This window comes from Thermocrinis minervae (assembly GCF_900142435.1).
In the GTDB taxonomy this organism is placed as follows: domain Bacteria; phylum Aquificota; class Aquificia; order Aquificales; family Aquificaceae; genus Thermocrinis_A; species Thermocrinis_A minervae.
The window spans coordinates 961,659-975,168 of the sequence record NZ_LT670846.1 but is presented as its reverse complement, the minus strand read 5'-3'; the positions used below and the strand labels follow the sequence as shown (position 1 = coordinate 975,168).

Genomic DNA, 13,510 nt, shown 5'->3' with positions numbered 1-13,510 from the left:
AGATGTTTCCTCACTCCTTTACCGAAATACTGGTAATTATATTGGTGTTTGTATTGCTCTTCAAGGCTAAAGATCTTCCGGAGATAGGAAGGTCGTTGGGTGCAGGCCTTAGAAACTTTAAGAAGGCTCTTAGCGGGGAAGATGATAGAATAAAAGAGGTTAAGGGAGAGGAAAAAAGCCAGAAGAAGGAATGAGCCGGAGTGGCGGAACTGGCAGACGCAGGGGATTCAAAATCCCCCGCCCGAAAGGGCGTGCGGGTTCGAATCCCGCCTCCGGCATTAAAAAGCCATGAAGAGAATTTTGGTACTTCTGTCAGGTGGAATGGACAGCGCTGTACTCCTGTGGTTGTGTAAAAAAGATTTCCAGGAGGTCTACGCTGTATCCTTTGACTACGGACAAAGGCACAGGGTAGAGCTAAAGTACGCCCTTGAACTCGGAAGGATAGCAGGTGTTAAAGAACACTTCGTGGTGGAAGTACCCGTCTACAGAAGCTTGAAAGGCGTTTCGGCCCTTACAGATGCTTCTTTGGATGTTCCAAAGGGAGATTATCCTAAGGATGAGCCACCTATAACCACGGTACCTATGAGGAACCTTGTCTTTTTGGCACTAGCTTCAGCCATAGCGGATGCGTATGAGATAGACTACATAGGCATAGGGGTTCACTCCTTAGATAGTCCTTATCCAGACTGTAGGCCCGAGTTCATAACATCTGCAGAAGCCTGTATAACATCAGCCTCCACTTACAGCTCAAAGACTAAAAGAAGGATGCACGTGTATGCTCCTTTCCTAGGTATGACCAAGAGGGAGGTAGCTCTCTTGGGTAAGGAGCTCGGTGTTCCCTTTGAAAAAACTTACTCGTGTTACCTAGGTACAGAGCCACCATGTGGTGAATGCCCCACCTGTCTACAGAGAGAAGAAGCCCTAAAGGGCGTATTATAATCAATCTTTATGCTAAGATTCAAAAACACCAAGGAACGTATACTTGAGAGTGCTCTTAAACTGTTTTCCGAGAAAGGCATAAGGGAAACCACTCTAAAGGATATAGCTAGGGATGTGGGTATAACTGAGGGGGCCATATACAGGCACTTTAGCAGCAAAGATGAGATAGTAGACTTACTGTTCAAAAAATGTGCTGAGGATTTCTACACAAGGCTAAAAAAAGCTGCTGAAAAAGGTAATAACTGTAAAGAAAAGGTATATCTATTGGGTCAGGAGTTTTTAAACTTTTGCTTTGAGAACCCAGAGGCTTTTAAGTACATGGATCTTTTTCACTACCTTAGAGCTGAAAAAGTTTCACAGTTCAAGCCCCTTCCTAAGGATGCGGTGGTTGAGGTCCTGGAGTTTTGTAAAAGGGAAGGAGTGTTAAAGGTACCCGTATGGCATGCTCTTGCTCTACTTGTAGGTACGTTAGAGAGGGTTTTTTTGCTTAGCCAAGCTGGTATACTCAATAAGGAAGGTGCTTACCGTATCATGGACATAATCTGGAAAGCCCTAACCTAAGAGTATATCTTAAAATATTAACCCATTTACTCCTTAAGAGGTGCAAGGATGGAAAGGATAGAGTACGATGCCTGTGGTGTTGGGTTTGTGTGTCACATAAAAGGAGAGAAAAGCCACCTTATAGTCAGATGGGGCATAGAGGCTGTTAAGAACCTCACTCATAGAGGTGCGGTAGGTGGTGACGGAAAGACAGGGGACGGGGCAGGCGTGTGTATACAGATACCTAAGAGGTTCTTCAAAGATTATATAGAAGAAGCCGGTCTGGAGATATCTTCCATAGACAACTTGGTTGTCGGGTCTGTGTTCCTCTATGAGGATCTTAGGCATAAGGTGGAGGAGTTTATAAATAAATCTCCTTTCACTCTGGTAGGATGGAGAGAGGTTCCTATCGACAAGTCTGCTGTCGGTGAGTCAGCTCTAAAGGTTATGCCCAAGATATTTCACCTTCTTCTAGATTCTGAAAAGTTAGAAAGGGAGAGAGTTGAAGTAGAACTCTACCTCTTGAGGAGACAGATAGAAAAGGCTTTAAAGGATAAGGTGTACTTTGCTTCTCTTTCTTCAAAGACCTTGGTGTACAAAGGTATGCTTGTGGCACCCCAACTGGACGTCTTCTACCCTGACTTAAGGGACGAGAGGCTTGAGTCTGCCTTTTGTCTGTTTCATCAGAGGTATTCTACAAACACCTTTCCAGACTGGAAGCTAGCACAGCCTTTTAGGTACCTGGCGCACAACGGAGAGATAAACACCATACAGGGCAACAGAAACTGGATGCTTGCACTTCAGAATGAGCTCCAGCATGAGATCTTTGGTGAAAGGATAAATCTCGTAAAACCCTTGGTCAGCTACGAAGAGAGCGATTCGGCCTCCTTGGACAGGGTGTTTGAGCTTTTGGTCTTGGCAGGCTACAAACCGGAACACGCCATAAACATGCTCATACCTCCAGCCTGGGAAAGCGTACCCGACATGCCGGAGGAGTTTAGGTACTTTTTTGAATTCCAAAACCTACTTATGAAACCCTGGGATGGACCAGCAGCCATAGCCTTCACAGATGGTCAGGTAATAGGAGCACACCTAGACAGGAATGGCCTAAGACCTTCCAGGTACATCCTGACAGAAGATGGCATCCTCGTCCTTGGGTCTGAGGTAGGTATGGTAGATCTCTCGGATAGGAAGATAAAGAAGAAGGGTAGGCTTGGGCCTGGAGATACCATACTGGTGGACCTCACAACGGGCCAGATAAAGGAAACCCACCAGATACTTCAAGAGCTTTCAACCTCAAAGCCTTACAGAGAATGGATTGAGAAGCATCTTGTAAGGCTTTCAAAACTCGTAAAGGAACCCATACATGAACCGCAGGAAGATCCAGAGCTCATACGCAAGCAGATAGCCTTTGGATACACTCAAGAGGAGATAAAGAACATAATAGCCTACATGGCTCAGGAAGGTAAGGAGCTTACCTTCTCCATGGGTGACGACGCTCCCATACCGCCGCTGTCAGAAAAACCTGTACTCCTGTTTAGATACTTCAAACAACGCTTTGCTCAGGTTACCAATCCACCGATAGACCCCATCAGAGAAAGGGCAGTCATGTCCCTCCGTATGAACTTGGGACACAAGAGGAACTTTCTAAAGGAAACAGAAGACCACGCCAAAAGGTTTCAGATAGATAGCCCTATACTTCTACCCAACGAGTTTGAAACCCTACTCAAACAAGAACACTTCAAGGTAGCTTGGGTACCTATGACATATCCCAAAGAAAGAGGTTATTGCATATCTGAGCTTCAGGATCTGGCTGGTGAAAGGAGGATAACGGACATCCTATATGATGCTATGTACGAAGGCATAACCATATGTGACCTTAGGCTGGGTGTTGAGATAGTATGCAGAAGGGTGGAGGAAGCTGTAAGGGAAGGAGCTCAGATAGTAATACTTTCGGACAGGAATATAAACAAGTACAGGCTTGCAGTGCCAAGTCTATTGGCTGTGTCTGCAGTCTTTAAGTGGCTCTCTGAGCGCAACCTTTCTACTAAGGTTTCCATAGTGGTAGAAACGGGTGAAGCAAGAGACACACACCATATGGCATGCCTTATAGGCTACGGAGCCTCTGCCGTTTACCCATACCTTGCTTACCAGACCATATATGACCTTTGCAAGAAGGGTGAGATAAACCTTCCTTACGAAAAAGCTCTCCTCAATTACAAAAAGGCCTTGGAAGATGGTCTGCTCAAGATAATGTCCAAGATGGGTATATCTACCCTAAACTCCTACCAAGGGGCCAAGATATTTGACACGGTATGCCTAAACAAGGACTTTGTGGATGAGTTCTTCCCAGGTACTCCAGTTACCCTTGAGTCTGATGGTATTCACGAGATAGAAAACAGCCTTTTGGTGAGACACGACGCTGCTTTTGAAACACAAGATCCACAGATTGACTACGGCGGTGACATGAAGTTTAGGAAGGGGGGAGAGTGGCACGCATGGTCTCCCTTCGTAGTCAGGGCCTTGCATAAGTTCTTAGAGACAAAAGATTACCAGGACTACAAAGAATTCTCTAAGATTGCGAACGAGCAAAGGCCCACCTTCATAAGGCATCTGCTCACCTACAAGAAAGCAGAAAAGCCCCTGTCCATAGAAGAGGTGGAACCGGAAGAAAGTATCCTAAAAAGGTTTGTCACAGGCGGTATGTCTCTGGGTGCTCTTTCTCCTGAAGCACATGAGGTTATCGCTGAAGCATGCAACAGACTCGGCATGAAGAGCAACTCGGGAGAAGGTGGAGAGGACCCGGTAAGATACTGGACCATAAAAAACTCTGCCATAAAACAAGTAGCCTCGGGAAGGTTCGGGGTAACACCCACCTACCTAGCATCTGCGGAGGACATTGAGATAAAGATAGCCCAAGGTGCTAAGCCTGGAGAGGGTGGACAGCTTCCTGGCAAGAAGGTCAACGAGTACATAGCCAGGCTAAGGTACGCCCAACCTGGTGTGACGCTCATCTCGCCACCACCTCACCATGATATCTACTCCATAGAAGACTTGGCCCAGCTCATAAACGACCTTAAAGAGGCCAACCCAAGAGCTAAGGTATGTGTAAAGCTTGTGTCTGAGACTGGTGTGGGTACAGTAGCTGCTGGTGTTGCTAAGGCTTACGCTGACATAGTTCAGATAAGTGGAACAGAAGGTGGTACCGGTGCAAGCCCTTATTCCTCCATAAAGAACGCCGGTAACTACTGGGAAATAGGCCTGTTTGAAACCCAAAGGGTGCTTATGGAAAACAACCTGAGGGACAAAGTAAGGATAAGGGTAGACGGTGCTATGAGGACGGGTAAGGACGTGATAATAGCAGCCCTTCTGGGTGCTGAAGAGTACGGATTTGGAACAGCTGCCATGATAGCCGAAGGTTGTGTAATGGCAAGGATGTGCCACACAAATCAGTGTCCCACAGGCGTGGCCACGCAGGACCCGCACTACAGGCAGAAGTTCAAAGGGAAAGTAGAGAACGTCATGGCTTACTTTAGAGCCGTGGCCAGAGAAGTGAGAGAGATACTAGCCGAGATGGGTTTCAGATCGCTGGACGAGATAATAGGTAGAGTGGACCTCCTGGAGATAAAAACCTTTGACGAGCTTCCTGGATCCAAAAGGGTCAAGCTTGATAAATTCCTAAGGGAGAAGTATCCAAAGGACAAACCTTTAAGGTGTATGGTAGAGAGGAACGATAACCCAAGAAGGTCTGAGCTGGCAAGAAGAATAGAAGAGGAAATAGTCCCTTACATAGAAAGGGGTGAGAAAGTTTACAGAGAGTACACCATAAGGAACGTAGACAGAAGTGTACCTACCAGGCTGGCCTACTACATAGCCCTAAAGTACAGGGACGAAGGTCTGCCAGAGGACACTATTAACCTCACCTTTGTGGGTACTGCCGGACAGAGCTTTGGGGCCTTCAATCACAGGGGTATGTCCTTGACCCTTATAGGAGATGCCAACGACTATGTGGGTAAGGGTATGTACGGGGGTAGGATAGTCATAAGACCTTCTGATGTAGAGGATACTCAGAACCATACCATAGCCGGAAACACCATACTATACGGTGCCACAGGTGGAGAGCTCTACATAGCCGGAAGGGTAGGAGAGAGGTTCGCGGTAAGGAACAGTGGAGCCATAGCAGTGGTAGAAGGGACAGGTCTACACTGCTGTGAATACATGACTGGAGGAGTTGTTGTAGTGCTAGGTACTGTAGGCTTCAATGTAGGTGCTGGTATGACAGGAGGCTATGCCTACATACTGGACGATGATCTTCCAAGGAAGATAAACAGATCCTACGTGATGGTAAGGAAGTTGAAAGACAAAGAACTAGAAGAACTAAGAGGTCTCATAGAGAAACATGTGCATTACACTCAGAGCAGGTGGGCGAGGTACATCCTTGATAACTTCTCAGAGTATTCACAACGCTTCTACAAGGTAGTTCCATTGGAGCAGTGCAAAAGAGATCAGGACACGGATGAATGTATAGTAGACTACACGGTTGAGAAAAAGGCTTAAGGTTCTCTCCTTTTCCCTTTTTGACTTTGGTCAGACGGTACTTTCTGCTCTTATCTTCTCCCTAGTTTTTCCCCTTTACATAACAAAGCACGTAGACGTAAAGGTATACTCCTTCTTCTACGGTTTTACCTTTTTTCTCTCTTTTCTGATTGCACTTTATCTTGGGTACCTAGCGGAGAGTAAAAAGCTCGTCAAGCCCTTTTTCATGATGTCTACCTTTTGTGTTCTTCTTTTAGGGCTTTTCATGTACATGGCATACCCTAACCATGTATACCTTCTCATCCTCTACTACCTTTTGGCAGTAGCTAATCAACAGGCGCTTGTCTTTTACAACTCTCTACTTCTCTCTTTGGAAAACAGAGGGCTTGCCTCTGGCCTTGGTGTTGCCTTTGGGTACATAGGCTCTGCCATAACGCTTCTCTTCTTCAGCAAGAGTCTCAAGATCCCAGAGGTGTTCCTTATACCTTCTGTGCTCTTCTTCTTACTGTCCATACCAGCAAGCTTTGTGATTGAGAACCCGATGGACATAAAAACCTTAAAAGTTTTTGAAGTTGTAAAAGACAGAAGCTTTATGTACTTTTTCCTTTCCTTCTTGTGCGTTTCGGAGATAGCAAACCTGCTCACAGGTATGATGGGGGTGTATCTGAGAGAAGTTTATGGGCTATCAGACATAGAAATATACAAGGTTGTGGGCCTATCGGCGTTGGGTGGTGTGGTTGGTGGTATGTTCTGGGGAATGCTTTCGCAAAGGCTTTCTGCAAGGAGTTTATACCCTATTTCTTTTATCCTATGGACGGTCTTTCTAACATTGCTTTTTCTTGTTCCAAAGCATATGCTACTACCCTTGGGTCTTTTTGCTGGCTTTAGCCTCTCCCACCTTTGGGCTATATCAAGGATCTACATACTGGAAGCCTTTGAAACCTCACCGGTGATAAGGTTTTCCTTTTACTCCTTGGCGGAGAGGGTGTCTTCTACCTTTGGCTATATAACATGGTCCCTCCTTCTGCTTATAACCGGTAGCTTTAAACTTTCCGCCCTGCTTATGTGTGTTTTTCCTATCCTTGGTTTCTTACTCTATACAAAGGGTAGTAGAACTTAATGCATAATAAAGATAACTTATAATTTTAGCCATCACTTTCTGAAGGAGGTGTGTTATGAGCAAACATGTGGTCATCTTAGGTGGTGGAATAGGTGGCCTTGCCACAGCCTACAACCTGAGGAAGCTGGATAGTAGCCTAAGGATAACTGTAGTGTCAGGCAGACCTTACTTTGGTTTTACACCCTCCTACCCTCACCTTGCTCTAGGTTGGAGGAAGTTTGAAGACATATCCATCCCTCTGGCAAACTTACTTCCAAAGCATGGTATAGACTTTGTGAACGAGGATGGGGAGAGCATAGATCCAGATGCTAACAAGGTAAAGACAAAAGGTGGAAAGGTTATAGAGTACGACTACCTTGTTATAGCTACAGGTCCAAAGCTGGTGTTTGGAGCTGAGGGACAAGAGCAATACTCTACATCCGTATGTACAGCTGAACACGCGATGGAGCTAAACAAAAGGCTTGAGGAGTTTTACAGGAATCCTGGGCCTGTAGTAATAGGAGCTATACCCGGAGTCAGTTGCTTTGGGCCTGCTTACGAGTTTGCCTTCATGCTCCACTATGAGCTAAAAAGAAGAGGCTTAAGGCACAGAGTTCCCATAACCTACATAACTTCTGAGCCCTACGTAGGACACCTTGGTCTAGGTGGTGTAGGATACTCCAGGAGGATTATGGAAGACCTCTTTGCAGAAAGGAGCATAAAGTACATAGCCAACGTAAAGATAACGAAGGTGGAGCCTGATAAGGTGATTTACGAAGACCTTGAAGGTAAAACTTATGAAGTTCCTGCAAAGCTCTCTATGATCATGCCAAGGTTTATGGGAACGGATGTAGTGGCCTCAGCCGGAGACAAAGTGGCCAACCCAGCCAACAAGATGGTAATAGTAAACAGGTGCTTCCAAAACCCCACCTATAAAAACATCTTTGGAGTGGGTGTGGTAACGGCCATACCACCTGTAGAACAAACGCCCATACCAACAGGTGCACCCAAGACAGGAATGATGATAGAGCAGATGGCCATGGCCGTAGCTCACAACATAGTGAACGACATCAGAAACAACCCAGATAGATACGCACCAGAATTAGCTGCCATATGCATAGCCGACATGGGTAAAGATGCTGCCTTCTTCTACGCTGCTCCGGTATTGCCACCAAGAGCTACGGTAATACAGAAGAAGGGAGTGATCTGGCATTATGCTAAGTCTGCCTTTGAAAAGTACTTCCTGTGGAAGATAAAGGCTGGAAACATAGCCCCTGTGTTTGAAGAAAAAGCCCTTCATCTCGTATTCGGTACTCAGGGTATAAGACTTTGCGCGGACTGCTCTGGAGCTCCTGGCACCTGTTAAGGCTTTTCCAGGTAGACCACGGAGGCTCCTGAGCCTCCTTCCCTTGGATATGCATCTCTGTAGAAGACCACAAAGTCAGAGTTTTCCAAAAACTCCTGCACGGCCCTCTTTAGAGGGCCTGTTCCGTGTATGACCTTTACCTTCTTGACTCCCAATTTTTTGGCCTCTTCTAAGAAAAGTTCCAGCTTCTGCAGGGCTTCTTCAACGGTAAGTCCTATAAGGTTTATCTCCGAGGGTAGAGATTTTTTCCCTTCAAACTCAGTGCTCCCACGGAGCTGTACGGGCCTTTCTGCTTTCTTAAGCTCCGAGGTCTTCACCCAGGCGCTTACGCTTCCAAAGACTACCCTGGCTTTATCATCCTTTATCTGTACGACCCTCCCTTTTGAGCCCATGAACTCTACCCAGTCACCTACTCCTATGGGTTCTTCTTTGAGGACTTCCCTTATTTCCTCTTTCTTGGATTGTACAAACTCCTTTAGCTTTTTTCTTTCCCTGGCGCTCGAAAGAAGCTTTTGCCCTTCCTCCATTAGCCTGTTTAGGTATTCCTCCGCTTTTTTGTAAGCCTCCTTTATGGCTTCTTCTTCCATTTTCTTTATCTTGGATAAGAGAAGTTCTTCCTCCGCCTTCTTCCTGGATAGTTCTTCCTCCAGAAGTTCTAAGTTTCTTAACTTCTCCTGGTATTCTTGAACGTACTTCTCCAAGCTCTCCTTAGCTTTTATGTACTCTTCAAATCCTTCAGGTGTATAACTTTTGGCTAGCCTTAGAACCTCTTCTGGTATACCGCAGGATTTAGCTATGTCAAAAGCCATACTGCTTCCCAACGTGTTGTAATCTATCCTGTATAGAGGCTTAAGAGTTTCCTTATCAAAGGCTACACTCGCTGGTATGTAGTAGCCTGAGTTAAGAGCGTACACTTTTACAGGTGTGTGATGCGTGTTGGCCATAACGGTTGCCTTCCTCTCCTTGAGATACTCAAGCAGGCCTATGGCCAAAGCCGAACCTTCTACTGGGTCTGTACCAGCCCCAAGCTCGTCAAGTAACACCAGCGTGTTTTCATCCACCAAGGGTAAGAACTCAGCAAGGTTTTTCATATGCGAGGAGAATGTAGAAAGATTCTGTTCTATACTTTGCTCGTCTCCTATGTCTGTGAATACCTTCTCAAAGATGGCTATAGTGCTTCCTTCTTTGACGGGTATGGGTATACCTGTCTGGAAGAGAAGAACACAAAGACCTAGACTTTTGAGGGCTACCGTTTTTCCTCCTGTGTTTGGACCTGTAAGCAGCAAGCCCCTCCCTTTAGGAAGCTTTATGTCTACAGGTACCACATCTCTACCAAGAATAACGAGCACAGGGTGCCTTACCCCTAAAAGCTCTATCTTGTCCGATACTTTGGGAAAGGTGGCGCTAACCTCCCTGGCGTACCTGTAGACGCAGAGCAGGTAATCTACCAATACCAACGCTTTGAAGGCTTGGATAAGCTGTGAAGAGTGCTCTCCTACAATTGAAGTTATCCTCCTTAGAACCTTCTTTATCTCTTCGTCTTCCTGGTTTCTTAATATGACAAGTTGGTTGTTTAGCTCTACCACGCTCTGAGGCTCCACGTATGTAGTAAAGCCAGAAGAAGAAACACCGTGGACGAGTCCTACTATCTTCTTAACCTCGCTGGTTTTTACAGGCAGGACATACCTGTTGTTCTTGAAAGCTATTATCCTGTCGGAGAAAAGCACATGTGCATCCGGTCTTGAGAGGAAAGATTCTAAACGTTTCTGAACCTCTTTCTCAATAGAACGGATCTTGTGCCTTATCTCGGAGAGCTCCAGGCTCGCCGAGTCTTTTACAAAGCCCCTTGGGTCTATGGAAGATTCTATGGCAGACTCTAGCTGTGGAAAGCTGTGTAGGTTTTTAACGATCTGTTGCAGGGCTGGGTAAGACTCTACGTAGGGTCCTATGGCCTTTCTTACCTCCTTGACCAGCTTTAGGACCTTAAGCAGCGACAGAAGCTCCTCTACGCTCAGTGCATAGTCCTTTATGGCGGACTTCTTTATGAGTGGCTCCACGTCTTCAAAAGGATAAAGCTCCAGTCTGTCGGCCACCCTAAGAAAGTCCTCTGTCAGCCTTACTGCTTCCTTTATCTGTTCTGGAGAGGAGTAGGGTCTAAGGGTCTGTATGTAATCTTTCGTGGCAGGACAGTGGGAACAATTCTTTATGTAATCCAAGACTTTGAAGTATTCAAGCCTTATAAGATCCTGCTCCCTCACCTAATAAAATTTTAATACTCTTCATAAGGCCACATCTCCTTTTCAAACTTCGCTACCCTGTTCCTACTTTGAACGTCCATCAGCAGCACCAAGAACTCTTCACCATCAAAGCGCACTACGTAGTCTGACTCTCTTACAGTGTTGGTGATCACAAGAGTTTTTCCTTCTGATTTCAGCGGAAAGTTTATCCGCGATCTCTTCAAAGAACTTCCCGTTGTAAAGACCTGTGAGTGTGTCTCTTAGAGCCTGTTCCCTATGCATGCCCATGTAGGTTTTGGCATACAGTAGTAATGAATCCTTCCTTCCATACATAGCTCATTCTTTGCAAAATTAGGGCATACGCAGGAAAACTCCCTTGAGTCTACGAAGGAGCCTGTCCTTTTAGTTCTACACTCATCCGTATTTTCCAGTACCACACCTTTGTACCATAGTCCATTGCCCATCCTGAAGATAGTCATAAGGATGTTCCTTTTCTATTATCCTATCCGTAAAGGGATTATAATATTTAAGGAGGTCTGTTATGCTTTTGAACCTTGAAGTCAGGTCACAGCTAAAAGACATATTCTCAAAAGAGCTCAAAGAAAAGGTACGTTTAAGGCTCTTTTCCCAGGCCATAGCTTGCGAAAGCTGCCAGATAGTGGAGGAGCTTCTTAAAGAGCTAGCTGAGGTGGAAAAGGAAAAGCTAGAGGTGGTTGTCCACTCGCCCCTCATAGAGAAAGATGTAGCCCAAGCTTACGGGATAGAAAGGGTGCCCACTATAGTCATCGAAGGGGATAAGGACTACGGCATAAGGTATGTGGGTGTTCCAGGAGGTCTTGAGTTTTCCACACTGATCCAAGGAATAGTGCAGGTTTCCAAGCGTGAGCCCAAGCTTTCGGAGAGAACTCTTGAGTTTATCTCAGCCATAGACAAACCCATAGAGATAATGGTCTTTGTAACCACCACCTGCGGGTACTGTCCTGCAGCTGCCGTGATGGCTATGAACTTCGCCATAGCCAGTGACTACATAAAGGCCATAATCGTGGATGCGAGTGAAAACATGGATCTGGCTGAACTCTACCAGGTGGTGGGAGTTCCTAAGATAGTCATAAACAAGGGGCTCGTGGAGTTCGTCGGAGCACAACCAGAGAACGCCTTCTTGGGTTACGTGATGGCTGCCTACGAGAAGCTCAAAAAAGAAGGATGATACTCCTCCTGCTTATTTTTTCTTTCGTCTATGCCAACAGCCTGACAGCCTGCTACGATGCCAAGTATCTTTTCTTTACGGTTGCCAAGACGTGCATAACGTACAAAATAGAGGATAAAACCCTTGAGGTCTCCAGCTTTGCTAAGACTGTAGGTGTAGGAGGATGGGTAAAGAGAGTTTACAACACAGGTTCTGCCAGGATAAGCCTAAAAGACCTACGGCCTCTAAAATTTGAGTACCATCAGGAAGAAGGAACCTTCAAACGCGATCAGTTCTATACGTTCAACAACAATAACATACTTGTTAAAAAAATCCACTATGTTGGTCTGAGCAACCAAGTAGAGAGGTCGGAGGAAAAGGTCTATCCCTACAAAGGTTATGTAGATCCATACACAGCTGCCCTTATTCTGTACAGAGACTCTCAGAGAAAAGACAGAGGAAGCGTCTTTATGTTCTATGACGATAGGGAGTACGTGATACCTTACTCTGTTTTAGCTGTTGAATGGGTAGAGACCCCAGCAGGAAGGTTCTACTCAAGACTTCTAGAGGTCTACCCAAACGTGGAGACCAAAGGTCTATTAAAACCAAAAGGTAGGTGGTACCTCTGGATAGATCAAGAAACACTTCTTCCTGTCCAAATGGAGCTTGGTTTTATACTAGGCTCTGTCAAAGTATACCTTACAAGCCTTCAAGGGGATAAGTACCTATTGAGAGAGGTATTTACCTACCACCGATAGAGAGCTTTTCGTTCACGTTTAGATATATCTCCACAGACTTGGCTATCTTTTTCACTTCTTGAGTATAAGACACAACCACTAAAAGATCCTTGAAAGCACCTTTTATAAAATCAGCTGTTTGTTTAATTGTAGAAGAAAGCATTGCGAACTTTACAATCGGTGGAGAGAGCTTTTTAGAAAGCTTAAAGTAGTAAAAATCAAATCCTTTATCTAATTATTGAGGAGAGTTTTCTTTCTCACTGAAGGATATATTTATCCCCCGTATATTTCATCTATGATGTCTATTCCACATTTAAGAGATTCAAGCCAAGTGAAAAAAGCCTGTACATGCTCTTCTTTGTTGAATATGGCGCCATGCTGTGGAGCTACCATCTTCACAGGATGCTTCCTTACCAGGCTGATCCACTTTCTTAAAGCTACGTTAGATACCATATACCTTCTGTGGAAGCCCTCCATAAGACTTAAATGCTTAGTGAAATCCTCTACGAACACGTACCTTTCGCCCTTCGGAAAAATAGCCGTACCTATGTCTCCGGAGAAGAGTATCTTTGAACGCGGATCGTAGAGTGTAAAGTTTCCTTCAGAGTGCAGAAAGTGAGCCGGGATTATCTCCAGATAGTCACCAGACCTAAAGGTTATCCTACCTCCAGAGTCTTCTATAGGAACCACTCTTGTTATGTCGTAGGCGCCAAAGTGTGGCAGGAACCTTACCCAAAGCTTGGATACGTAAACGGTGGCTGGAGTTGTACTGAGCCATAGGGCTACACCTGAACAAACGTCTGGATCTTGGTGTGAGTAAAATTCGTCTGAACTAGGCCCTCCTCTTCCTTCTCTTCCCATCCTAACCAT

13 protein-coding genes and 1 tRNA gene are annotated in these 13,510 nt (G+C 45.4%); 9 read left to right on the top strand and 5 right to left on the bottom strand.

What is annotated here, in order from left to right:
* Positions 1–2: 2 nt before the first annotated feature.
* The 7 genes from B5444_RS05370 to B5444_RS05340 all read left to right on the top strand — a co-directional run bounded on the left by B5444_RS05370 (position 3) and on the right by B5444_RS05340 (position 8,480).
* The gene (locus tag B5444_RS05370; protein ID WP_079654198.1) at positions 3–194 is read left to right on the top strand and encodes a Sec-independent protein translocase subunit TatA/TatB; all 192 of its coding nucleotides are present in this window, start codon (positions 3–5) and stop codon (positions 192–194) included.
* Positions 195–278, top strand: a tRNA-Leu gene (locus tag B5444_RS05365).
* A gap of 10 nt (positions 279–288) precedes the next feature.
* Positions 289–939, top strand: a complete 651-nt coding sequence (queC, locus tag B5444_RS05360) for a 7-cyano-7-deazaguanine synthase QueC (RefSeq protein ID WP_079654197.1) — start codon at positions 289–291, stop codon at positions 937–939.
* A 9-nt stretch (positions 940–948) separates the two neighbouring features.
* Positions 949–1,500, top strand: coding sequence for a TetR/AcrR family transcriptional regulator (locus B5444_RS05355; protein ID WP_079654196.1), 552 nt, complete (start codon positions 949–951; stop codon positions 1,498–1,500).
* A 48-nt stretch (positions 1,501–1,548) separates the two neighbouring features.
* Positions 1,549–6,036 carry a glutamate synthase large subunit gene (gltB, locus tag B5444_RS05350; protein ID WP_079654195.1) on the top strand — a complete coding sequence of 1,496 codons (4,488 nt, stop codon included), beginning with the start codon at positions 1,549–1,551 and terminating at the stop codon, positions 6,034–6,036.
* Positions 6,020–7,135, top strand: a complete 1,116-nt coding sequence (locus tag B5444_RS05345; RefSeq protein ID WP_079654194.1) for an MFS transporter — start codon at positions 6,020–6,022, stop codon at positions 7,133–7,135. The genes gltB and B5444_RS05345 overlap by 17 nt, the downstream gene beginning before the upstream one ends.
* Before the next feature lie 55 nt (positions 7,136–7,190).
* Complete coding sequence (locus tag B5444_RS05340) at positions 7,191–8,480, top strand: NAD(P)/FAD-dependent oxidoreductase (RefSeq protein WP_079654193.1); 1,290 nt, start codon at positions 7,191–7,193, stop codon at positions 8,478–8,480.
* Here the strand turns inward: B5444_RS05340 and B5444_RS05335 are convergent.
* Genes B5444_RS05335 through B5444_RS05325 form a run of 3 tightly spaced genes read right to left on the bottom strand, consistent with a single transcriptional unit; the run spans position 8,477 to position 11,196 of the window.
* Positions 8,477–10,738 (bottom strand): endonuclease MutS2, encoded by a 2,262-nt coding sequence (locus B5444_RS05335; protein WP_079654192.1) that lies wholly within the window; start codon positions 10,736–10,738, stop codon positions 8,477–8,479. The two genes, B5444_RS05340 and B5444_RS05335, sit on opposite strands and share 4 nt — an antisense overlap.
* A gap of 11 nt (positions 10,739–10,749) precedes the next feature.
* Positions 10,750–10,941 carry a diguanylate cyclase domain-containing protein gene (locus B5444_RS05330; RefSeq protein ID WP_079654191.1) on the bottom strand — a complete coding sequence of 64 codons (192 nt, stop codon included), beginning with the start codon at positions 10,939–10,941 and terminating at the stop codon, positions 10,750–10,752.
* 36 nt (positions 10,942–10,977) lie between these two features.
* A complete protein-coding gene (locus B5444_RS05325) occupies positions 10,978–11,196 on the bottom strand; it encodes a hypothetical protein (protein ID WP_079654190.1) in 219 nt (72 codons plus the stop codon).
* Between the two features lie 62 nt (positions 11,197–11,258).
* Here B5444_RS05325 and pdo point away from each other — a divergent pair, with 62 nt between their 5' ends.
* Both pdo and B5444_RS05315 read left to right on the top strand, forming a co-directional pair.
* Positions 11,259–11,924, top strand: coding sequence for a protein disulfide oxidoreductase (pdo, locus tag B5444_RS05320; protein ID WP_079654189.1), 666 nt, complete (start codon positions 11,259–11,261; stop codon positions 11,922–11,924).
* Positions 11,921–12,661, top strand: a complete 741-nt coding sequence (locus B5444_RS05315) for a DUF3108 domain-containing protein (RefSeq protein WP_079654188.1) — start codon at positions 11,921–11,923, stop codon at positions 12,659–12,661. The genes pdo and B5444_RS05315 overlap by 4 nt, the downstream gene beginning before the upstream one ends.
* Here the strand turns inward: B5444_RS05315 and B5444_RS07665 are convergent.
* Both B5444_RS07665 and B5444_RS05310 read right to left on the bottom strand, forming a co-directional pair.
* On the bottom strand, positions 12,645–12,803 hold the full coding sequence (locus tag B5444_RS07665; protein ID WP_154021743.1) for a hypothetical protein: 159 nt from the start codon (positions 12,801–12,803) through the stop codon (positions 12,645–12,647). The genes B5444_RS05315 and B5444_RS07665 overlap by 17 nt on opposite strands.
* Positions 12,804–12,913: 110 nt before the next feature.
* Complete coding sequence (locus B5444_RS05310) at positions 12,914–13,501, bottom strand: oxygen-binding di-iron domain-containing protein (RefSeq protein ID WP_231967098.1); 588 nt, start codon at positions 13,499–13,501, stop codon at positions 12,914–12,916.
* Between the last annotated feature and the right edge of the window lie 9 nt (positions 13,502–13,510).